The following is a 20,396-nucleotide window of genomic DNA, read 5'->3' as shown; positions in this document are numbered from 1 at the left end:
ACCTCGCCATGGCCTCGATCCTGATCCATCGCTGGCGCGCGCTGCGCGCCATCTGCGGGCGCGAATTGGGCAAGTACCTGCGCCAGCCCGGGCGCCTGCTGTCGTCGCTGGTGCGCCCGCTGCTGTGGCTGCTGGTGTTCGCCGCCGGCTTCCAGAACGCGCTGGGCGTCGCCATTGCGCCGCCCTACGACATCTATATCGAATACAAGGTTTACGTGGCGCCCGGCCTGCTCGGCATGATCGCGCTGTTCAACGGCATGCAGTCGTCGCTCGCCATGGTGTACGACCGCGAGATGGGCGTGATGCGGCTGCTGCTGACCGCGCCGTTGCCGCGCGGCTGGCTGCTGGGCTGCAAGCTGGCGGCGGGCATGGTGCTGTCGCTGTTGCAGATGGCCGCGTTCCTGCTGGTGGCGATGGCCTTTGGCATCCGCTTCGAGCCGCTGAACCTGCTGGCGGCGACGGGCGCCATGGCGCTGGCCGCATTGATGCTGGGTGCGCTGGGGCTGCTGCTGTCAGTCCATGTGCGCCAGCTCGAGAACTTTGCCGGCACCATGAATTTCGTGATCTTCCCGATGTTCTTTGTCAGCTCGGCGCTGTATCCGCTGTGGAAGCTGCAGGAGTCGGGCGCGGAGGTAGTGTACCAGCTCGCCCGCTTCAACCCTTTCACGCACGCGGTCGAGGCGATCCGCTTTGCCCTGTACGGGCAGACGGCACCGGTGAGCTTGGCGGTGGTGGCGGGCTGCGCCGTGGTGTTCTTTGCGCTGGCGCTGCAGGGTTACGACCCGCAGCGCGGTATGGCGCGCCGCCGTCAGCAGGCATGAGCGGCCGATGGCGTTGCGCGGTGCTGACTTCTGGGACTGTTCAATCCTGGAGCAACTGCAACGCAGTGTTGCGCGCTGGCACGGCGACAACAACGCAACCAGGCCCCAAGGGGCCGGTTTGCGCGGGTTTGCGATTGGCACGGGAATTGCCAAATGCATGCCTGGTGTTGGCGCACCAGGGAAACCAAAACAAGAGAGGAGAAGGCAATGAGGACGTTACGAGCAGTGGTGGCAGTTGCGGCTGCCATGGCAGGTCTGGCCGCGCAGGCGGCGGTGACCGATGCCATGATCGAAAACGACGCAAAGACCCCTGGCGACGTGCTGTCGTGGGGCATGGGCCCGCAAGGCCAGCGCTATTCCACGCTGTCGCGCATCAATACGAAGAACGTCAGCCACCTGGTGCCGGCCTGGTCGTTCTCGTTCGGCGGCGAGAAGCAACGCGGGCAGGAATCGCAGCCGGTGATCCATGACGGCAAGATGTTCGTGACGGCCTCGTATTCGCGCATCTACGCGCTGGACCTGAAGACCGGCCGCAAGCTGTGGAAGTATGAACACCGGCTGCCCGAAGGCATCATGCCGTGCTGTGACGTGGTCAACCGCGGCGCGGCGCTCTACGACAACCTGGTGATCTTCGGCACGCTCGACGCGCAGCTCGTGGCGCTCGACCAGAACACCGGCAAGGTGGTGTGGAAGGAGAAGCTGGAGGACTATGCCGCCGGTTATTCCTATACGGCGGCGCCGCTGATCGCCAAGGGCATGGTGCTGACCGGCATCTCCGGCGGCGAGTTCGGCGTGGTGGGCCGGGTCGATGCGCGCGACGCAAAGACCGGGCAACTGGTCTGGTCGCGGCCGGTGGTCGAAGGCCATATGGGCTACAAGTACGACAAGGACGGCAACAAGTCCGAGAATGGCGTAACGGGAGCCCAGGGCGCGAGCTGGCCGGGCGAGACCTGGAAGACCGGCGGCGCGGCCACCTGGCTCGGCGGCACCTATGATCCGGCGACCGGGTTGGTCTACTTTGGCACCGGCAACCCGGGGCCGTGGAACAGCCATATCCGCAAGGGCGACAATCTTTACTCCGCGTCGACGGTGGCGATCGATCCGGCCACCGGCAAGATCGTCTGGCACTACCAGAACACGCCGAACGACGGCTGGGATTTTGACGGGGTCAATGAGTTCGTGACCTTCGACCTCGACGGCAAGCGCATGGGCGGCAAAGCCGACCGCAATGGCTTCTTCTACGTCAACGACGCGGCCAACGGAAAGCTGGTCAACGCCTTCCCCTTCGTCAGGAAGATCACCTGGGCCACCGGCATCGACCTGAAGACCGGCCGCCCCAATTTCATCAACGAAGGCCGCCCTGGCGACCCGGCCAACGGCGGCGACCCCAAGAAGGGCAAAACCGTGTTCGCGGCGCCGGGCTTCCTTGGTGGCAAGAACCAGCAGCCGATGGCCTACAGCCCGCAGACCGGCCTGTTCTACGTGCCCGCCAACGAATGGGGCATGGACATCTGGAACGAGCCGGTCAGCTACAAGAAGGGCGCTGCCTTCCTTGGCGCCGGCTTCACCATCCATCCGCTGAACGAGGATTACATCGGCTCGCTGCGCGCCATCAATCCCAAGACCGGCAAGATCGTATGGGAGGTCAAGAACAGCGCGCCGCTGTGGGGTGGCGCGATGACCACGGCCGGCGGGCTGGTGTTCTGGGGCACGCCGGAGGGCTACCTGAAGGCGGCCGACGCGAAGACCGGCAAGGAGCTCTGGCAGTTCCAGACCGGCAGCGGCGTGGTGGCGCCGCCGGTCACGTGGGAGGACAACGGCGAGCAGTACGTGGCCGTGGTGTCCGGCTGGGGCGGCGCCGTGCCGCTATGGGGTGGCGAGGTCGCCAAGCGGGTGAATTTCCTGGAGCAGGGCGGATCGGTGTGGGTGTTCAAGCTGCATAAGAGCTGAACGCGCTCACGGAAGCTGTCCGCGGCATGCCGGTGGTGGACGCAGGCGTGCCGCGGGCGCGGTTGCAACACGAAACAGCGGGACACAGGTATGAAGAAACAATGGATGGCGCAGGCAGCCGCGGCTGCGGTGCTGCTGCCCTTTGCTGCACCGGGCGCCACGGCGGCCGATATGCAAGCGCTGGCTGACAAGAACGGCTGCTTTTCCTGCCATGGCATGCAGTCGAAGCTGGTGGGACCGGGATTTGCCGAGGTGGCGGCAAAGTACAAGGGCGATGGGCAGGCGGCCGAACGGCTGGCCAGGAAGATCCGCGAAGGCGGCAAGGGCGTGTGGGGCCGGATTCCGATGCCGCCGCACGGCAGTCTTGGCGAGGACGATGCGAAGAAGCTGGCGGAGTGGGTGTTGAAGGTGGGTTAAGGAAGCAGGGTGTGGGCGATACTCCGGCCTGGCAGGCGCCAGGCCTTTTTTTGGTTCATCGCCGATTTCCGGGGAAAGCCGCCCGATCTTCAAAAACAAAAAACCGCGGGTCCGGCATCAAACCGGAACCCGCGGTTGCTCGCAAAGGCTATCTCAGCCTGCCTGCCGGCGTCAGAACATCGGTCAGAACCTGAAGTTCGCCGTCAGCATGCCAAAGCGCCCGGCCCCCAGCGCACCGTAGTGGTTGTGGGCCTTGGTGTAGTACGTCTTGTCGAACAGGTTCTGGATATTGAGCTGCAGCGACAGGTTCTTGTTGACGCGATAAGCGGCCATCAGGTCGACGCGCCAGTAGGAGGGCACGTACAGCGAGTTGGCCGGGTTGGCGTAGACCTTGTCAACATAGTACGCACCGCCGCCGACTGTCAGCGCCGGCAGCACCTGGTAGGTGGTCCACAGGCTGAAGCTGTTCTTCGGCGTGTTGGGGAACTGGTTGCCGTTGTTGGCCGCGTTGGCTGCCTGCGGGCCGTTGTCGATCAGTTCGCTGTTCAGGTAGGTATAGCCGCCGAACACGCCCCATTTATCGGTCAGGTTGCCAGCGAAGCCCAGTTCGAAGCCCTTCACGCGCTGTTTGCCGGCGTTGACCGTGGTGTTGGCGTCGACTGCCACGCGCGCGTTGTTCTTCTCGATCTGGAAGATGGCGCCGGTCAGCGACAGGCGTCGGGCGAGCAGGTCCCACTTGGTGCCGATTTCCACCGAACGCGCGGTTTCCGGTTCCAGGTTGCGCTGCGCGGCGGTGATGTTGTCGGCACCGTCGCCGTTGGTGGAACCCGGCGGTGTCGACGAGGTGCCGTACGACACGTAGATGCTGCCGTACTCGACCGGCTTGTAGACCACGCCAGCCTGGTAGTTAAAGAAGTGTGACTTGTTGTGGATGTCCACCTGCGCCACCGCCGCCCCGGTGTTCGGGTTGGTGTAGGCGTTGGTGAATGCGCGCGTGTCATAGCTGTCGTAGCGGACGCCACCGTTGACCATCCACTGCTTGGTGATCTCCACCGTATCGAACAGATAGACGGAGCGCGTATTGGTGGTCGTGTTGGTCGTGAACGGCATCTTGGTGATGTTGCCGCGCCACGGATCGTTCGGGTTCGGGTTGGCGAGCGGCGTGCAGTCGAAGCTGGCCACCAGCGACGCGTTGCAGGTGCCTGCCGCGGCCGCGGGGTTGGCCGAGACCACGTTGTACGGCGTGTTGTTGGTATCGTCGCGGCTGAACTCGAAGCCGAACAGCAGGTTGTGCTTGAGGCTGCCGGTGTTGAACTCGGCGCTTAGGTCGGTCTGGTTGGTGAGCGTCTCGGTGGCAGAGTCGCGGTTCTTGGTGTTGCGCCAGACGAAGCCGCGCGGCACGTTGCCCCGGCTGTCGTCAGGGTTGGTGACAATGTAGTCGTTGCTCGCGCGGCCCCAGCGCGTGGTGTTGCGGAACACCAGGCCGTTGCGGAAGTCATGCTTGACCGAGGCCGTCGCAATGTCGGACTGCGTCTTCTGGAAATCGCGGGCGGTCAGGCCGTAGAAGTTGTCGCGGTTGACGTTGACCGGCTGCGATGGATTGGCTTTGGTCGACTGGCTGGCGGGGCGGGAATACGGAATGCTGTAGTCCGGCATCCCATTGCCCTGCAGGTGGTAGTACGACAGTGTGACCTGCGTGGGCGAATTCAGGCCGAAGGTCACCGACGGCGCGAAGCCCCAGGAGTTCTGATCGACTTCATTGCGGCCCGGCACGTCGGCGCTGTACCCCAGCGCGTTCAGGCGCACGGCGGTGTTGTCGTTGAGCACGTAGTTGCCGTCAGCCGTGGCGCGGAAATACGAGTCCGTGCCCACGCCGACCGAGCCTTGCACGAAATTCTCGGCGGTCGGCAGCTTCGACACGATGTTGATCATGCCGCCGGCCGAACCCTTGCCGCCAAACGCCGAGCTCGGGCCCTTGATGACTTCGATGCTCTCGATGTTGAAGGTGTCGCGGACCTGCGAGGCGGTGTCGCGCACGCCGTCGACATAGATGCTCGACATCGAATCGAAACCGCGGATGAACGGACGGTCGCCGATCGGGTTGCCGCCTTCGCCGGCGCCGAACGTGATGCCCGGCGTAGTGCGCAGCGCGTCCTGCAGCGAGTTCGAGCCGGTTTGCTGCAGCACCTGGGCCGGCACCACCGTGACGGACTTTGGCGTGTCCAGCAGCGGCGCGGTGAACTTGGGCGACTGGGCCTCGTCCACCCTGTAACCATCATCCTGCTTGCCCGTCACCGTCACGCTCTGCAGTGTCACCGGCCTGGCTGCGGGCGCGGCCCCGGCCGCAGGCTGGCTCTCCTGCGCGGCCGCGCCCTGCACGGCGAAGGCTGCGATGGCGCCGGCCAATGCCGCGGCGAGCGGCTTCAGCCGCAATTTGTCCTGTTCTTGTTTCACGCTGCTAACTCCCCGTCTTTCTAGTTCTGACTCGATCCATACATGGGTCATGAAGACAAGTTCAGCCAGCGGTAAAGCCGTTGATGCTAGTCGTCCATAACGGCGGCCGATTGTAGAAGGATGGAAACAAAAAGACAAATACGAATCATTCCTATTACATAAAATAGACAGAGTAACAACAGAAAGGTGATGGAAACGGCATCTCTGTGAGCGCGGCGTGGATCATCCCGCGCAGGATTGCCAGAGCCCCTTGATCATTTCTTGTCCGGAGCGCCGATTTGCGGCTTTTGCACCGCCTCCAGGCTAAAGTCGCGAATGATTCCTATTTGCGCCCGGCATGGCATATCTCCTACAATCGGCGGCTTGGCCGGTGAACTCGCTCTTCTGTGCTTGCGATGTCGCCCCGGCCCGCCCGCTCTCACTTCGATTCCAAGGAAGGCCCAAGCGATGATGCTGCAGATTCCTGACGTCCTGTCCAAAACGCAGGTGGCGCAATGCCGGCAACTGCTGGATGCGTCCGAATGGACCGATGGCAATGCGACCTCCGGGCACCAGTCGGCCCTGGCCAAGCGCAATTTGCAGCTGCCCGAAGGGTCGCCGGTCGCGCGTCAGGTGGGCGACCTGATCCAGGACGCGCTCGGGGCCAATGCGCTGTTCTTCTCGGCGGCGCTGCCGCTCAAGGTGTTCCCGCCGCTGTTCAACCGCTACGAGGGCGGGCAGGCGTTCGACAACCATGTCGACAACGCCATCCGCTACCTGCGCGGCACCGCTTTCCGCGTGCGCAGCGACCTGTCGGCAACGCTGTTCCTGACCGAGCCGGAGGACTATGACGGCGGCGAGCTGGTGATCGAAGACACCTACGGCCAGCAGCGGGTCAAGCTGCCTGCCGGCCACATGGTGTTGTATCCGGCCACCAGCCTGCACCACGTCACGCCGGTCACGCGCGGAGCGCGGGTGTCGTCCTTTTTCTGGATCCAGAGCATGGTGCGCGACGATGGCCAGCGCGCGCTGCTGTTTGAGCTGGATACGCGGATTCAGCGCGTGGCGCAGACCGTTGGGCAGAACAATCCCGATGTGGTAGGGCTGACTGGCGTCTACCACAATCTGCTGCGGCGCTGGGCCGACGCCTGATCGCTCTTCCGCGGTTCCCGACGCCAGCATTTGACTCCACTTGGAGCAAAGAACCTTTTTTACGTCTTGCCGCTGCTCAGCCGCAGTGAGTTGCCGTCGCTGCGGAACACCATCGGGTACGCCTGATCACGCGCCTGGACAGCGGCCAGCCGGCCCTGCAGCACGATCTCGCTGACCTTCCCATGCTCGCCCGAGCGATCGCAGACAGGATCGGTCGCGGCAGGGTCGCCGGTGAGCAGGAAGGCCTGGCAGCGGCAGCCGCCGTAGTCTTCCTCGCGGTGGTCGCACGAGCGGCAAGGCTCCTGCATCCAGTGCGTGCCGCGGAAGCGGCGGAACGCATCGCTTTCGGTCCAGATCGCGCGCAGGCTCTGCGTGGTGACGTTCGGCAGCACCAGCCCCGGCAGCATGCGCGCCGCATGGCACGGCAGCGCGGTGCCATCCGGCGCGACGCCAAGGAAGGTCGTGCCCCAGCCGTTCATGCATTTCTTGGGCCGCGGCTCGAAATAGTCAGGCACCACGAACAGGATCTGGCATTGCCTGCCGATGCGCGCGCGGTACTGGTTGACCACCGCCTCGGCGTCGCGCAGCTGCTCCTGCGTGGGCATCAGCGCGAGCCGGTTCTCCCATGCCCAGCCGTAGTACTGCGTATTGGCCAGTTCCAGGTATTCGGCGCCCATCTGCAGCGCCATCTCGATGATGGTGCCGACATGCGCCAGGTTGTGCCGGTGCAGCACGCAGTTCATCACCATCGGGTAGCCGTGCGCCTTGATCAGGCGGGCCACGCGCTGCTTCAGGTCGAAGGTGCGGGTGCTGGAGAGGAAGTCGTTGAGCTCGCGGGTGGAGTCCTGGAACGAGAGCTGGATATGGTCCAGGCCAGCTTCACGCAGGCCGGCCAGGCGGGCGTCGGTCAGCCCCACGCCCGAGGTGATCAGGTTGGTGTAGAAGCCGAGGCCGTGCGCGTGCCGCACCAGCGCCTCCAGGTCCTTGCGCAGCAGCGGCTCGCCGCCGGACAGGCCGAGCTGTACGGCGCCCAGCGCACGGGCCTGGGTGAATACGTCGCACCACTGCACGGTATCGAGCTCGGCCGTGTTGCGGGCGTAGTCCACCGGGTTGGAGCAGAAGGCGCAGTGCAGCGGGCAGCGGTAGGTCAGTTCCGCCAGCAGCCACAGTGGCGGGCCGGGCGACACCTCAGACCAGCCAGCCGCGTTCGATTGCATGTTTGACAAAGGCATGTACCTCCGGGGCGATGCCCTGCACGCCGAAGGCGGCCTGCAGGTCGTCGATCAGCATGTCCAGCGTGTGGCCGCCGTCGCAGCGCTGCAGGATCGCCGCGGCGCTGTCGTTGAGGGTGACCATGCCTTCCGGGTACAGCAGCACCCAGCTTTGCTGGGACTCCTCCCATTGCAATCGGAAGGTCCGTTGCAGCACCGGTCTGGCAAGGTCGGGAGCGCTGGCTGTCATGGGTTGGCTTGCTGGATGGCGTCGAGCATCGACCAGAGCACGTCGAGCTTGAATTGCAGGATATCGAGGGCGCGTTGCTGTTGCGCCGCGGTGCGGAAGTAGCCCAGCGTCACGTGCAGGCCGTGGTCCACGTCGCGCTGGGCCAGCGGAATGCGCGAGCGGAAGTAGTCGAGGCCCGCTGCATCGATCCACGGGTAATGCGTCGGCCAGCCGGCCAGGCGCTCCTTGTGGATCGCGGGCGCGAACATCTCCGTCAGCGACGAGCACACGGCTTCCTGCCACGGCGCGCGCCGGGCGAAATTGACATAGGCGTCGACGGCGAAGCGCACGCCGGGCAGCACGTGCCGGTGTTGGACCAGTGCCTCGCGTTCCAGCCCCACCGCCTGGCCAAGGCGCAACCAGGCCTCGATCCCGCCGGGCTGCTCGCCGGTGCCATCGTGGTCGAGGATGCGCACCACCCACTCCCGGCGGGTATCGCGATCCGGGCAGTTCGACAGGATCGCGGCATCCTTCAGCGGGATGCAGGCCTGGTAGTAGAAGCGGTTGGCCACCCACGCGCGGATCTGCGCGGGCGAGCACTGCCCCGCGGCCATGCGTTGGTTGAAGGGATGATGGATGTGGTAGCCGCTTTCTTTGGCGCGCAGACGGGCTTCGAACTCTGCCGGGCTCCATGCGATCGGTTCTGTCATAGCGTGATCTCCATGCCGTCGTAGGCGAGTTCGATGCCGTGCCGCGTCAGCACGGCGCGCTCCGGCGAGTCTTCGACCAGCACCGGATTCGTGTTGTTGATGTGGATAAGGATCTTGCGGCTGGCGGGCAGCCGGTCGAGGATTTCGATCATGCCGCCGGGGCCGGACAGCGGCAGGTGGCCCATGTCGGCGGCGGTCTTGCCGGAGAAGCCGAGGGCCTGCATTTCATCGTCGCGCCAGAAGGTGCCGTCGACCAGCACGATGTCCGCGCTGCGCAGCTCGGTGAGGACGTGGTCGTCGACCATGCCGAGGCCGGGCGCATAGAAGGCACGGCGGCCGCTGCGGCGGTCTTCGATGCGCAGGCCGATATTGTCGCCGGGGCGGGGCGCGTGGCGATTGGGCGAGTAGGGCGGGGCCTTGCTTTGCAGCGGTACGGCGGCAAGCGTCACGCCGTCCAGCGGTGGTATCGAAAGCGGCGTGCCGTCGCAGGGCAGGGCGTGCGTGTGCAGCCCGCAGTAGTGCGACAGGATGCGCGTCAGCGGGAAGGCCGCGCCAAGATCATCGAGCACGGATGCCGTCGCGTAGACCGGCAGCGCCTGGCGGTGCTCGCGCAGCATCAGCAGGCCGGTCACGTGGTCGATCTGCGCATCCATCAGCACCACCGCCGCGATGGCGGTATCGCGCGGCGCGCGCGCCGGTTGCAGCGCAGGCGACTGGCGTAGCTGCTGCAGGATATCGGGCGAGACGTTGACGAGGATCGCGTCCGGTCCTTCACCGTGCAGCACGATCGATGATTGCGTGCGCGGCGTGGCGCGTACCGAGCCCCGGCGCACGCCATCGCAGTTGTGGCAATTGCAGTTCCATTGCGGAAAGCCGCCGCCGGCGGCCGACCCCAGTACCCGGATGGTTGTCATGGCGCGTGCGCTTTGTGGTGAGTCATGGCATTTACCGCCGTCGTTCCCGCCTGCGCGGGAATGACGGCAGAAGCCGATGCGTTAGCTGAACAGCCAGCAAGACGGGCATTGCGCCTGCCCGACCGCACGCACGCTCAACGGTTGGCGATGTACATCGTGATTTCAAAGCCAAGCCGCAGCTCGGTGTAGGCGGGCGTGGTCCATGTCATGTCTGTCTCCTTGGGTGGCATGGTTAGTGAATATCGTCCTGGTACGGCAGCGCGGCTGCCGCCTCGCTGACAAGGCAACATCCATGCCCGACGCACCCATGACATCGGCCCGTTTTTGCCTGCGTACGCCGGACGCGCAGCGCATCCATGTACGACTGGTCGGCCCCGCGGATGGCGAGCCATGGCTCGTCCTGCATGGCGGGCCTGGTAGCGGCTGCACTGACGCGATGGCGGGATGGTTCGACCATGAACGGCATCGCGTGGTGATGCCGGACCAGCGCGGCGCGGGGCGATCCACGCCGGCAGGTGGCCTGCGCCGCAATAGCGTGGGCGCGCTGCTGGCCGACCTCGAACAGTTGCGCCGGACCCTGGGAATCGAACGATGGGGGGTGGTGGGCGGATCGTGGGGCGCGGCGCTCGCACTGGCGTATGCGGCGCGATGCCCGGACGCCGTGGCGGCGCTGGTGCTGCGTGGCACCTTCCTGACCGGGCGTGACGACGTGTTCGCGTTGTTCGCGCCGCGCCATGGAGGGCGCCGGATGCTGCAATGCGTCAAGCCGCAGGGCGAACGCCTGCCCGATCCGCGCGCCCGGCTGCTCACTGTGTCACGGCTGTTGCAAAGTGGTACGACTGTTCAAAAACGGGACACTGCCGCGGCATGGCGAGTCAGCGAACAGGCGCTGCTAGGCCTGTCGCCCCGGCTGCGTTGCCGCCGCCAGTCCCGGCGCGAGCGGGACGCGACGGTGAACAAGTACCGCATTCAGGCGCATTACCTGCGCAACCGGGCCGGGCTGGGCAAGCCCGCCTTGCTGAAGGCGGCGCGCAGGATCGCCGCGCGAGGCCTGCCAGTAACGGTGCTGCATGGCCGTGCCGATGCGGTGTGCCGTCCCGCCAATGCACTGCGCCTGCAGGCGGCCATGCCGGGCGCCCGACTGGAATGGGTGGCCGGCGGGCACCTTGCCAGTGGCGTCATGGGCGATGCCCTGGCGGCTGCCATCCGCGCAGCCGGCTGGCAGCGGTGACAGCGCTGGCCCGGCGTGGCTTTCCCGATGCGATGCTCGCCGGGGCTGCGGATGGCTGCGAAGATCAGCCCGCCTGGTGCGGCAGCCCGCGCGCCTCTTCCATCTTCCGGTAGACCGTGTTGCGCGAGATGCCCAGCGCCTTGGCCGCCGCCGAGATATTGCCGTTGTGCGCCTTCACCGTGGCGACGATGGCCATTGCCTCGACATCGGCCAGCCGCGCCGGCAGGGCGCCTGGTTGCGCGCCTGGCAGTAGCTGGCTCACAGGCACGGCAGCCGTCCCTTGCCGCTCGCGCAGGTCGTCCAGGAAATCGTCGGGCAAATGGTCCTGGGTGATTTCGGCCTCGCCTTCGGCCATCAGCCGCGCCGTACGCAACAGGTTGCAGAGCTGGCGGATATTGCCCGGCCAGTGGTAGCGGCGGAACAGCTCCATGACCTCGGCGGCGATGCGGGGCGGTTCGCTTGTGGCGTGGCTTTCCGCCTGGCCCAGGCGCAGCAGCTTGTTTGCCACCACGTCGAGATCGCTGCGCTCGCGCAACGCCGGCAGCCGCACCACCAGCCCGTTGAGGCGGTAGTACAGGTCTTCCCGGAACTGGCCGTTGGCCACCAGCTCGCGCAGGTTGCGATTGGTGGCGCAGACCAGCGACACGTCGATATGGATCACCTTGCTGCTGCCCAGCGGCGATACCGCGCGTTCCTGTAGCGCGCGCAGCAGCCGGCCCTGCAGGTGCAGCGGCATGTCGCCGATCTCGTCCAGGAACAGCGTGCCGCCGTTGGCCAGCAGCATCTTGCCGATGCCGCCCTTCTTGCGGGCGCCGGTGAAGGCACCTTCCTCGTAGCCGAACAGCTCCGACTCGATCAGGTTCTCGGGGATCGAAGCGCAGTTCACGGCGATAAACGGCCCGGCGTGGCGCGGGCTGTCGGCATGGATGGCGCGCGCCATCAGTTCCTTGCCGGTGCCGGTTTCGCCCAGCACCATCACCGGAATGTCCTTGCCGATCACCTTGCGCAGCTTGGTGATGACCGCCCGGATCTGGGCATCGCCGGTGTCCAGGTCGTCCAGCCCCGCCGGCCGTGCCGGCTCGGCGCACAGGCTGCGTGGCACGATGGCCGTGTCCCCGGCGCCTGCGTGGACGGCATACGCGCCGCCGGTGGACACCCCGGCTGGCGAGGCTTTCGACTCGACCCGCGCGCTGACCTTGACGCCGCTCGGCAACTGCAGCTGCACCATGCCGGCCTGCCCGGCGCGCACGGCATCGAACAGCTGCGACATCGACAGGCCGAACAGCGAGGAAAACGTGTGCGCCTGCAGCGCGCCGTTGGACAGGCCAAGCTGGAACTGCCCGCTGCGGTTGGCCGACAGGAAGCGGCCGCCGGGCGTGAACGAGACGATGCCCTCCACCAGCGTGCCCAGGAACTCCGCGCGCGAATGGAAGCGGATGCAGACCATGTCGCGGAAGGCGTTGCCGAAGAGCTGGTTCTCGATCATCTGTGCCGACATCCGTACCAGCGCCATGGTGTGCTTGTGGAAACCGCGCTGGTCGCCGGTTACATCTAGGGCCCCGACGGTCTTGCCATAGGGATCGAGGATGGTCATGCACGAGCACGTCAGGAACTGGTTGGCCTCCAGGAAGTGGTCGGCGCCGTGTACCAGGGTGGCGCGGTCCTCGGCCAGGGCCGTGCCGATGGCGTTGGTGCCGCGGCGTTCTTCCGACCAGTCCGCGCCCGGGCGCAGCGCCACCTTGTCGGCCCGGGCGAGGAAGTCGTCGTCGCCCATTGAGTGCAGGATCAGCCCGTCGGCGTCCGTCAGGATGACCATGCTCTGCGTGTTCACGATCTGGTCGTAGAGCGTTTCCATCACCGGCAGCGCGTAGGTGAACAGGGACTGGCTGCGCTCGATCCGCGTTTTGAGCTCGCTTTGCAGTACCGGACAGAAGTCCGGCGATTCGTAGGGACGCAGGCCGTAGGAGGCGGAGCGCTGGTGGGCCTGGGCAATCAGGTCGGCGCGTTCAGGCTGGGCCGCGCCAGCTGTCTGTGGGCGGACAGGTTCCGCTTGCAAGGTCATCTCTGTGTCTCCTGTGGAAAATCGCCCGCGATCTTTGCGCGGGTCGCTGTCGGCGCCTTCGCCGCCTTTACCGGGGGCTTGGTCGACAGTGTTGCGTCATGAAGCAAAACGCTTGCCAGAGTGTGGCATTCCGGGACACGGGCAGCCGATGCTGCGTTGCACATGCCGGCGCAGGCCCCGCCAGGCCCGTGAAAACCAGGCGCGTGTCGTTGCCGTCCCGCTGGTATGGCTCTTGCGGAAAGGGAGGCAAACAACAGAGCAAAACCCATTCACCGTAGGAGACATCCATGAAACCGCAGCGCCGCCTGCTTGCCTTGCTCTCGCTTTGCGCAACCCTGACGCTCGTCCCGGCCGGGACCGTGCTGGCCCACGGCGACGTCACGCCACAAGCCGTCGATACCAAGGCGCTGCCGCCGCTTGGCGACGAATGGCGTCCGGACAATCCCTACCGGACCGGCGCGGCGCACGATGAAGCCATGCGCATCGGCAGCTCGGCCTACAACCAGAACTGCGCGCGCTGCCACGGCCTGGAAGCGGTGTCGGGCGGGATCGCGCCGGACCTGCGCAAGCTCGACAGCGACTGCACCTCGCTGGCCGATGCCAAGAAGAAGCAGGCGTGCATGAGCGAGATCTCGCAGTTCTACACCACCACCGTGCGCAAGGGCCGCACGCGCGACGGGCGCGTGTATATGCCGCCATTTGACGGCGTGCTGAGCCAGGAAGCGGTGTGGGCGATCAAGACCTACCTGGAATCGCGGCGGGAGTGAGGGGAGGGCACGTCAGCATCCTTTGCCATCGTCCTGCTTCCGGCCCCGCAGCGGCGGGGCCCAATGAAAACCCGAGGAGACCCCCATGCCTGCCAGCCCTGCCTGTGGCCCGAGGCGTTCCGTGATCCAACCGCCGGCGTCTGCGGCCAATGCCGTGCGCTGGCTGTGCGGCGCGTTGCTGGCTGCGATCGCACTGCTCGGCATGCAGCCTGCCATGGCAGACCTGGACCGGATCCGCCAGAGCGGCACCCTGAAAGTTGCGGTCTACAAAGGCTTGCCGCCATTCTCCGCGGCGGCGGGCAGCCAGTACGCGGGCATCGACGTGGCGCTGGCCAGGGCATTGGGCAAGGAGCTGGGTTTGTCCGTGTCGCTGTTGCCGTTCGACGCCGATGAAAACATGTCGGACGACCTGCGCGCCATGGTCTGGCGCGGCCATTACCTTGGCTATGGGCCGGCGGACGTGATGCTGCACGTACCGGTCGACCGGGCCTTCATGCGCGAGAACGACAAGGCGCTGATCTTCGCGCCCTATTACCGCGAGACCTTCGTGCTGGTGCTGGACCGCCAGCGCCTGCCGGCCGTCCGCAACCTGGCAGACCTGGCCGGGCAGCCGACCGGCGCAGCCGCCGGCTCAGCCGGCGCCAATGCGCTGCTGGCCGGCGCGGGCGGCGCCTTGCGCAACAAGGTCAGGATCTACCCCGAAGCCGAGGACGCGCTGCGCGCGCTGTTCGCCGGTGATATCGCCGCGGCGATGGTGACGCGCGCGCAATACGAAAGCGCACTCAAGGGCGCCGATCAGTCCGCCGCCCGTTTTGCCACGGCGGATATCAGCTCGCCGCTGCTGCCGCCGCGCGGCTGGGCCGTGGGCATGGCCATCAAGGCCGGCCAGAAGGACCTGGCGGAATCGCTGGAGAATGCGCTGGACGCGCTGCGCAAGAAGGGCGAGCTGGAGCGGATCTTTGCGCGATATGGGGTGACGATGCAGGAGCCGTGAGGCGGCTGCGACCTGTAGTCGCAGCCATAAAAAAGCCCCGGAATCGCGAGATTCCGGGGCTTTTCTTTCGGGACAGCCGGTGGCCGGACGCGATTACAGGGCGGCGTCCTTCAGTTTCTTCATCGGACGCACCTTCACCTTCACACTGGCCGGCTTTGCGGCAAACCATTGATCTTCGCCGGTGAAGGGGTTCTTCCCAAAGCGCTTCTTCGTGGCCGGCACTTGAATGGCCGACACCTTGAACAGACCCGGCAGCGTGAATTCACCCGCGCCCTTCTTGTGAATCGCGCTCACCATGGTGTTTTCAAGCTGGGTAAGCACAGTCTGCACGGTCTTCTTGTCCAGTTCGGTCTGGGCGACAAGGTGTGCCAGCAGGCTCGACTTGGTGAACGTGTCCTTCAGCGGCTTGGCGACCGGGGCAGGCGCGGCAGCCTTCTTGGCCGGAGCGGCGTTCTTCGCCGGAGCAGCCTTCTTCGCAGCGGTCTTCGTGGCAGTCTTTGCTACAGGTTTTGCTTTCGTGGCCATAGTCGTGTCTGGTTGGAAATGCGCGCCTGCAGGCTGGAGTCAGTTGCAGCGCACCGGCGAAGGATAGCAAAAGCTGCCGCGCATGCAAGGGCTGGAAAGCACTGCCGCTCACCGGCTGGTGCGCTTTTGCAACGTCTCGGCCGGGATAGTGGCCGCGATGCGGTCGCAGGTACGGTGGCTTGCCGGCCCAGGCATCTGGCTACGGCCCGAAAAAGCTGAACTTCAGCAGGTGCGACGAGCACCGCCAGCGATGGCGTTCATGCCGCGCCCAAGCGTCGCGCATTTGCCGTGGCACGGCCGTGAATCGGCGCGAGGATCTCCTGCATCAGGGATGTCGCCGAACTGACCAATTGCAGGGGACTGGCGGGGAAGTCAGTTGCCAACCTCAAGAGTTCGGTCTGGCGTTCGAACCATTGCGCGGCCGAACCACTCGACGCCAGCGTCGTGGCTGCAGCCGATGTAGCCCAGAGATGATCGCTGGTGTCCTTTGCGAGCCCCAGGGTCAGATTTATCAATCCCGATTGCATCGCAAGGAGCGATTCGGATGCGGCTTCCCCCTTTTCAACACTCATGAGGCTGAATTCGTGCCGGTCCTGCTCATCAGGCGACGGACCCGCTATCGCCATGCGCGTCGTGCGAACGGTGACGACATGGATCGTCGCCTGGAGCAATTCGCACATTTCACTAAAGAGGCGCGACCAATTTGTGGAAACGTCAATGACGGGCTGGGAGATAGCGGAGGAAGGCAAGGTGTTTTCCTTGGGTGTCCGTTTGATACGGACAGTGGAAGAGGGTAAGGATCGTGGGGCTCTGCGTTCGAAGAGTTGTCGGGTAGAGGCCCAGCTTGCCGACAACTGAACAGGTCAGGCCGCAACAAGCACGGGGGCGCACTCGTATTCATGAGGGCGTCTGGGCAGGCTTTGTTTCTCGCGGATCCAACGTATGCTCAAGGATAAGTGCATATATGTTGCACTGCAACATATCTTTCGTGTTGGGATGGAAAAGTGGCAGAGCAGCCGCTTATCCTGCGTGCCATCCGTCGGATACCATGCAGCAGTTCGTGGAAAGACTACGGGTGGCGGTCCGGCGACACAGCAGGGGAGTTCGGGATCGCGGCTGAGCCCGATGGGCGTGCGGATTCGTCCTGTGGGGATAGGTTGCCTTGATCCCCCGCAGGCTTCCTGCCGGTCACCATGGCCAGGATCAGGTTTTCCTTGTGCAGCCGGCTCATGAGAATCGCGGCGCCAATGTGGACGCATACCAGCGCCAGCAGCACGTATGCAAGGATGGCATGGACGTCCTTGGGCAAGTCTTCACCCCAGAACCTTTCCAGCCGCGATATCCAGCCTGTGGCCGCCAGTGAGAGGATGAGGATCCACAGCGCCAGCATCATCATCGCGCCCAGTGGATTGTGGCCAAGGTAGCGGGGCGGATGCCCGGCAACAGCGGCTTTGACGTACGCGACAACGCCTGCGCGGCCGGGAACCCATTCGCGGAAATTCCCTGCGCCGTTGCCCACCATGCCCCAGGCCACGCGAATAAGCACCAGGCACGCGGCCGCGTAGCCAAGATTGCGGTGCAGCGGCCCGCCGGAATCCTCGTACAGGTCCCACAGCACCAGTACCGCCACGCTCCAGTGCGTGATACGGACGACGGGATCCCAGACCAGGATGGTCGGGCGCGGCGGCTTCACGGCGGGGCTACAGGAAGGTGCGACGTTACTTCTCTATTTCCGCCTTTACCACATCCAGTGTCTTGGTATCGAAGTAGATCTCCGCCTTCTTTCCATCCTTGGTCGTGCCGTAGATCTCGTAGCAATTTCCATCTACCTTAAACTTCTTGATGTTGTAGCCCTGCGCTTCAATCTTTGCGCGGGCGTCGCTTTCCTTCATCCATTCGCTTTTGGGATGCGCGGGACATTTCGCGCTGGCCAGCGCGGAACCGGACACCAGGATCATTGCCATCAGCGCGCCAATTCTAAGCATGAAAAGTCTCCGCTACGGTGGGAGGATTCAGCATAGTGCACGCGAAAATGATTCGCAATCAGCGGCAGCACTACTGGCCCGCTGGTCGCGAAGGCCAACAACGTCCTCAGCTATCACTTCTGACCGAGGGCAGTTGCGTCAGCGCTTGCCAGCGCCGTCACACCTGAATCAGAAATCCACCTTCTCCCCCGGCTGCGGCACGATTACTCGCGTCGCCGCGCCGCTACGCAGCGCCGCCGTAAACTCCGCCGGTGTCCCCTGCAACTGCGGCGACGTCTGATAGTGGATCGGAATCGCAAACCTCGGCCGGATCATGTCCCGCACTGCGATCGCGGCATCCTGCGGCCCCATCGTAAAGTGCCCGCCGATGGGGATGAGCACCAAGTCAGGCTTGTAGAGGTCGCCGATCAATCGCATGTCGCCGAACAGCCCCGTATCGCCCATGTGCCAGATCCTGAATCCGTTTTCCATCTCGATGATGTAGCCCACGGGCTCACCGCCGTAGTGGGTTTCGTCCTTGCCGGTGGTGGGGTTCTTCAGCACCAGTTCGGAGGAATGCTCGGCATGCACCGCGGTGATCTTGGGACCGGTCGGACCGAAGGGCATCACCGTGCCGGTCTTGCCGAAGCGCTGGACCAGCGCCGCGGGCACCATGCCCAGGCTGATGAGCGCCTGGCCCATGCCGCCGCCGTTGTAGATCGGAGCGTTGTTCAGCTGGGCCAGCGCGGGCGCGTCGCCGAGGTGGTCGTTGTGGGCGTGTGTAACGAGGATGAGGTCGACCTTGCCCAGTGCCTGCAGTTGCTTGAAGCCGGCGGGCGTCTTGGGATTGGTGGTCAGCCACGGATCGATGGCGATGACCTTGCCGCCGGGCGTGGTGATCCGGATGGCGGCCTGGCCGAGCCACAGGACTTCAGTCTTGCCAGCGGCGGAACGCGTGGCGGGCCCGGGCGCCTGGGTGACCGCGGTTGGCGTCGGGGGCGGCGTGCCGCAGGCGGCGAGCGTGGCAACGGCGGCGGTGAGTACTACTGAGCGGAGTCTGATCATGGTCTTCCTTCCGGTAGCTGAGTCACCTCTCAAACCGTGCCAGCCCAACGGGGGCAGGGGGCGAGGTGCAGTATCGGCAGGGGTCCCAGCAGTGTCAACTCGGCACTACCCGCGGGCGCCAGGGTGAAATCAATCGCTTCGCCTCATCGCACAAACACCCCAAGCCCTTCGTGATCGTAATACTCCAGCCACACCCGTTCGCTGGAGAATGCCGCCCGCGAGATCGTGCCCAGGGTCGCGTTCTCATTGTGGAGCGTGAAAGTAAAGACATCTCCGTCCCAATGGGTCAGGGGCAGGGTCAGCGGCTTCGCGCCGAGCGTCATCACCAGCGTGCCACCCTGGTCGGTCACCTGCAGCGGGCCGTAGTAGTCGTTCTGGTAGGTGCCGGTGTACGCCGACAGGGCGCGCGGCGGCAGCGGGTTGGCGGGGATTGGCTGGCCGACCAGGCGGCCTTCCGGTGCGAGCAGCGGCGCGAAGGCGTCGGCGAAGATCTTGCCCCAGTCGCGGCGGATGGCGCCGTATTGCACGAGGTCGAAAAACTGCGCGTTGAGCGTTTCGGGGATGCCGATGGGGTAGCCGTTGGTCAGTGTCACGATGGCCAGGTCCAGCGAGGGCACCGCGGTGAAGTTGGTGGCCGCGCCCACCACGAACGCGCCAGAGTGGTTGAGCGAAGTCAGCCCGAGTTCGGTCGTGCCGATATTGAAGCCATAGCCGTAGTGGCCGGCGGGGCGGCCGTTGGCGGGCGGGTTGCTTTGCATCTGCGGGGTCAGGGCGGGCGCCAGCGCGGCGGCGTCGACGATGCGCCGGCCGGCGAATTCGCCGTTGCCCAGCAGCATGGCCAGCCATTTGGCCATGTCGTTGACGGAGGAGCTGACACCGCCCGCGGGCGACTGCGCATCCGGCATGGAGCCCATGCCTTGCACCCAGCTGCCGTTGATCTGCACGTGGCCGAGGGCATGGTTGTCGCGCGCGGCGAAGTCGGCGTAGCGCGAACTGGTGCGGGTCATGCCCAGTGGCCGGTAGATGGCCTGTTCCGACAGTGTCGCCCAGTCGATGCCCGCGGCGGTGGCCACCGCCTCGGCCGCGGCCGTCATGCCGAAGTTGGTGTAGTCGTAGACCGCGCGGAATGGATGGAGCGGCAGATAGCGCAGGCGTGTCAGCACCTGGCGGCGGTCGTAGCCCATGTCTTCGAGCCGGTCCCCGGCGTGGTCGGGCAGGCCGGAGCGGTGGGCGTACATGTCGCCGATGGTGACGGCCTCGGTGACCTCCGCTTCGGACAAGGCGAACCAGGGCAGGTGCTGCTGCACCGGCGTGTCCCAGCTGATGCCGCCGCCGCCGACCTGGCGCGCCACCACGGTCGCGCCAATGGGCTTGGAGACGGAGGCGAGCTGGAACACTGTGTCGGCGTCGACGGGCGCGGAATCGGTGACCAGCCGGCGGCCGAAGCCTTTGGCATAAACGGTTTGATCGCCGCGTACCACGGCCACGGCCATGCCGGGCAAGCTGGAGCTTGCCATCAGTTTGGCGGCCAGCGTGTCGAGCTCGGCGATGGCCCCGGTGATCTGGGATTCGGGTATGGCATCGGGCGGCTGGGTGGGCGCAGCGTCATCGCCGCCGCAGGCGGGCAGGGCAGGGAAGAGCAGGCCGCCCAGCGCGGCTTGCAGGAATCGGCGACGCTCTTGCAGTTTGCCCACGGCAGTTCTCCCGACAGGCGGCGCGGCCGCGCCCATGGATAGAACTACTGTAGGCGATGAGGGCGGAGGGAGGCGAATGCGAAGGGTCTTATCGACGCTGCGTTGCCGGAGCGAGAGACTGCATGCCTCACCGAGGGGCTCGGTGAGCGGGTGTGACAACTCGCAAGCGCAGTAGCGGATCAGGCAAAAAAAATCGCACGAGCAAGCTGTTTCCACGGCGGGCCGGGCGGGGCAGCCGCATGGCTGGCCGGTTTCCT

20 protein-coding genes are annotated in these 20,396 nt (G+C 65.5%); 7 read left to right on the top strand and 13 right to left on the bottom strand.

The window, feature by feature from the left end; translation table 11 throughout:
• Window positions 1–8: 8 nt before the first annotated feature.
• The 3 genes from AC10V3_RS11745 (at window position 9) to AC10V3_RS11735 (ending at window position 3,188) form a co-directional block, all read left to right on the top strand.
• Entirely contained in the window at window positions 9–821 is an 813-nt protein-coding gene (locus AC10V3_RS11745) for an ABC transporter permease (RefSeq protein ID WP_349607305.1), read from the top strand.
• A gap of 207 nt (window positions 822–1,028) precedes the next feature.
• Window positions 1,029–2,771, top strand: a complete 1,743-nt coding sequence (locus AC10V3_RS11740; protein ID WP_022535427.1) for a PQQ-dependent methanol/ethanol family dehydrogenase — start codon at window positions 1,029–1,031, stop codon at window positions 2,769–2,771.
• 90 nt (window positions 2,772–2,861) lie between these two features.
• A complete protein-coding gene (locus AC10V3_RS11735; RefSeq protein WP_022535426.1) occupies window positions 2,862–3,188 on the top strand; it encodes a c-type cytochrome in 327 nt (108 codons plus the stop codon).
• 183 nt (window positions 3,189–3,371) lie between these two features.
• Here AC10V3_RS11735 and AC10V3_RS11730 read toward each other — a convergent pair whose 3' ends face one another.
• Window positions 3,372–5,642 (bottom strand): TonB-dependent receptor, encoded by a 2,271-nt coding sequence (locus AC10V3_RS11730; RefSeq protein ID WP_349607306.1) that lies wholly within the window; start codon window positions 5,640–5,642, stop codon window positions 3,372–3,374.
• 447 nt (window positions 5,643–6,089) lie between these two features.
• Here AC10V3_RS11730 and AC10V3_RS11725 point away from each other — a divergent pair, with 447 nt between their 5' ends.
• Window positions 6,090–6,773: a Fe2+-dependent dioxygenase gene (locus AC10V3_RS11725; protein ID WP_022535424.1), complete on the top strand. Its 684-nt coding sequence runs from the start codon at window positions 6,090–6,092 to the stop codon at window positions 6,771–6,773.
• 59 nt (window positions 6,774–6,832) lie between these two features.
• Here AC10V3_RS11725 and pqqE read toward each other — a convergent pair whose 3' ends face one another.
• The 5 genes from pqqE to pqqA form a co-directional block, all read right to left on the bottom strand.
• Window positions 6,833–7,990 carry a pyrroloquinoline quinone biosynthesis protein PqqE gene (gene pqqE / locus AC10V3_RS11720; protein ID WP_374063675.1) on the bottom strand — a complete coding sequence of 386 codons (1,158 nt, stop codon included), beginning with the start codon at window positions 7,988–7,990 and terminating at the stop codon, window positions 6,833–6,835.
• A complete protein-coding gene (gene pqqD / locus AC10V3_RS11715) occupies window positions 7,962–8,234 on the bottom strand; it encodes a pyrroloquinoline quinone biosynthesis peptide chaperone PqqD (RefSeq protein ID WP_022535422.1) in 273 nt (90 codons plus the stop codon). The genes pqqE and pqqD overlap by 29 nt, the downstream gene beginning before the upstream one ends.
• Window positions 8,231–8,923, bottom strand: a complete 693-nt coding sequence (pqqC, locus tag AC10V3_RS11710; protein WP_349607307.1) for a pyrroloquinoline-quinone synthase PqqC — start codon at window positions 8,921–8,923, stop codon at window positions 8,231–8,233. Before pqqC ends, pqqD begins: the two co-directional genes overlap by 4 nt.
• Window positions 8,920–9,837 carry a pyrroloquinoline quinone biosynthesis protein PqqB gene (gene pqqB, locus AC10V3_RS11705; protein WP_022535420.1) on the bottom strand — a complete coding sequence of 306 codons (918 nt, stop codon included), beginning with the start codon at window positions 9,835–9,837 and terminating at the stop codon, window positions 8,920–8,922. Before pqqB ends, pqqC begins: the two co-directional genes overlap by 4 nt.
• Before the next feature lie 134 nt (window positions 9,838–9,971).
• Window positions 9,972–10,046: a pyrroloquinoline quinone precursor peptide PqqA gene (gene pqqA, locus AC10V3_RS11700; protein WP_012355514.1), complete on the bottom strand. Its 75-nt coding sequence runs from the start codon at window positions 10,044–10,046 to the stop codon at window positions 9,972–9,974.
• 83 nt (window positions 10,047–10,129) lie between these two features.
• Between pqqA and AC10V3_RS11695 the strand changes: the two genes are divergently transcribed.
• Entirely contained in the window at window positions 10,130–11,068 is a 939-nt protein-coding gene (locus AC10V3_RS11695; RefSeq protein WP_490922246.1) for an alpha/beta fold hydrolase, read from the top strand.
• A 64-nt stretch (window positions 11,069–11,132) separates the two neighbouring features.
• On the opposite strand, the gene AC10V3_RS11690 is transcribed toward AC10V3_RS11695, so the two are convergent.
• Window positions 11,133–13,130 (bottom strand): sigma-54-dependent Fis family transcriptional regulator, encoded by a 1,998-nt coding sequence (locus AC10V3_RS11690; RefSeq protein WP_022535418.1) that lies wholly within the window; start codon window positions 13,128–13,130, stop codon window positions 11,133–11,135.
• Window positions 13,131–13,417: 287 nt separating this feature from the next.
• Between AC10V3_RS11690 and pedF the strand changes: the two genes are divergently transcribed.
• Both pedF and AC10V3_RS11680 read left to right on the top strand, forming a co-directional pair.
• Window positions 13,418–13,897 carry a cytochrome c-550 PedF gene (gene pedF, locus AC10V3_RS11685; protein ID WP_022535417.1) on the top strand — a complete coding sequence of 160 codons (480 nt, stop codon included), beginning with the start codon at window positions 13,418–13,420 and terminating at the stop codon, window positions 13,895–13,897.
• Between the two features lie 85 nt (window positions 13,898–13,982).
• Complete coding sequence (locus AC10V3_RS11680; protein ID WP_022535416.1) at window positions 13,983–14,891, top strand: substrate-binding periplasmic protein; 909 nt, start codon at window positions 13,983–13,985, stop codon at window positions 14,889–14,891.
• 93 nt (window positions 14,892–14,984) lie between these two features.
• Here AC10V3_RS11680 and AC10V3_RS11675 read toward each other — a convergent pair whose 3' ends face one another.
• The 6 genes from AC10V3_RS11675 to AC10V3_RS11650 form a co-directional block, all read right to left on the bottom strand.
• A complete protein-coding gene (locus tag AC10V3_RS11675) occupies window positions 14,985–15,416 on the bottom strand; it encodes an HU family DNA-binding protein (RefSeq protein WP_022535415.1) in 432 nt (143 codons plus the stop codon).
• Between the two features lie 257 nt (window positions 15,417–15,673).
• Window positions 15,674–16,165 carry a polyhydroxyalkanoate granule-associated phasin gene (locus AC10V3_RS11670; protein ID WP_022535414.1) on the bottom strand — a complete coding sequence of 164 codons (492 nt, stop codon included), beginning with the start codon at window positions 16,163–16,165 and terminating at the stop codon, window positions 15,674–15,676.
• A 320-nt stretch (window positions 16,166–16,485) separates the two neighbouring features.
• Complete coding sequence (locus AC10V3_RS11665; protein WP_490922243.1) at window positions 16,486–17,109, bottom strand: cytochrome b/b6 domain-containing protein; 624 nt, start codon at window positions 17,107–17,109, stop codon at window positions 16,486–16,488.
• Window positions 17,110–17,134: 25 nt separating this feature from the next.
• Window positions 17,135–17,401 (bottom strand): PepSY domain-containing protein, encoded by a 267-nt coding sequence (locus AC10V3_RS11660; protein WP_022535412.1) that lies wholly within the window; start codon window positions 17,399–17,401, stop codon window positions 17,135–17,137.
• Window positions 17,402–17,569: 168 nt separating this feature from the next.
• A complete protein-coding gene (locus tag AC10V3_RS11655; protein ID WP_490922241.1) occupies window positions 17,570–18,445 on the bottom strand; it encodes a metal-dependent hydrolase in 876 nt (291 codons plus the stop codon).
• A 143-nt stretch (window positions 18,446–18,588) separates the two neighbouring features.
• On the bottom strand, window positions 18,589–20,139 hold the full coding sequence (locus tag AC10V3_RS11650; RefSeq protein ID WP_490922239.1) for a serine hydrolase: 1,551 nt from the start codon (window positions 20,137–20,139) through the stop codon (window positions 18,589–18,591).
• Window positions 20,140–20,396 lie beyond the last annotated feature (257 nt).

It is taken from the genome of Cupriavidus sp. PB-02 (assembly GCF_058252315.1).
Note: the sequence above shows the minus strand (reverse complement) of the source record. Positions and strands in the feature narration are given on the sequence as shown.

Bases quoted from the DNA above. Each gene is read 5' to 3' on its own strand.
- AC10V3_RS11680 (WP_022535416.1), top strand. From the start codon at position 13,983: ATGCCTGCCAGCCCTGCCTGTGGCCCGAGGCGTTCCGTGATCCAACCG.
- AC10V3_RS11735 (WP_022535426.1), top strand. From the start codon at position 2,862: ATGAAGAAACAATGGATGGCGCAGGCAGCCGCGGCTGCGGTGCTGCTG.
- pqqB (WP_022535420.1), bottom strand. From the start codon at position 9,837: ATGACAACCATCCGGGTACTGGGGTCGGCCGCCGGCGGCGGCTTTCCG.
- AC10V3_RS11745 (WP_349607305.1), top strand. From the start codon at position 9: ATGGCCTCGATCCTGATCCATCGCTGGCGCGCGCTGCGCGCCATCTGC.
- AC10V3_RS11740 (WP_022535427.1), top strand. From the start codon at position 1,029: ATGAGGACGTTACGAGCAGTGGTGGCAGTTGCGGCTGCCATGGCAGGT.
- pqqD (WP_022535422.1), bottom strand. From the start codon at position 8,234: ATGACAGCCAGCGCTCCCGACCTTGCCAGACCGGTGCTGCAACGGACC.
- AC10V3_RS11690 (WP_022535418.1), bottom strand. From the start codon at position 13,130: ATGACCTTGCAAGCGGAACCTGTCCGCCCACAGACAGCTGGCGCGGCC.
- pqqC (WP_349607307.1), bottom strand. From the start codon at position 8,923: ATGACAGAACCGATCGCATGGAGCCCGGCAGAGTTCGAAGCCCGTCTG.
- AC10V3_RS11725 (WP_022535424.1), top strand. From the start codon at position 6,090: ATGATGCTGCAGATTCCTGACGTCCTGTCCAAAACGCAGGTGGCGCAA.
- pqqE (WP_374063675.1), bottom strand. From the start codon at position 7,990: ATGCAATCGAACGCGGCTGGCTGGTCTGAGGTGTCGCCCGGCCCGCCA.
- AC10V3_RS11695 (WP_490922246.1), top strand. From the start codon at position 10,130: ATGCCCGACGCACCCATGACATCGGCCCGTTTTTGCCTGCGTACGCCG.
- AC10V3_RS11655 (WP_490922241.1), bottom strand. From the start codon at position 18,445: ATGATCAGACTCCGCTCAGTAGTACTCACCGCCGCCGTTGCCACGCTC.
- AC10V3_RS11675 (WP_022535415.1), bottom strand. From the start codon at position 15,416: ATGGCCACGAAAGCAAAACCTGTAGCAAAGACTGCCACGAAGACCGCT.
- pedF (WP_022535417.1), top strand. From the start codon at position 13,418: ATGAAACCGCAGCGCCGCCTGCTTGCCTTGCTCTCGCTTTGCGCAACC.
- AC10V3_RS11660 (WP_022535412.1), bottom strand. From the start codon at position 17,401: ATGCTTAGAATTGGCGCGCTGATGGCAATGATCCTGGTGTCCGGTTCC.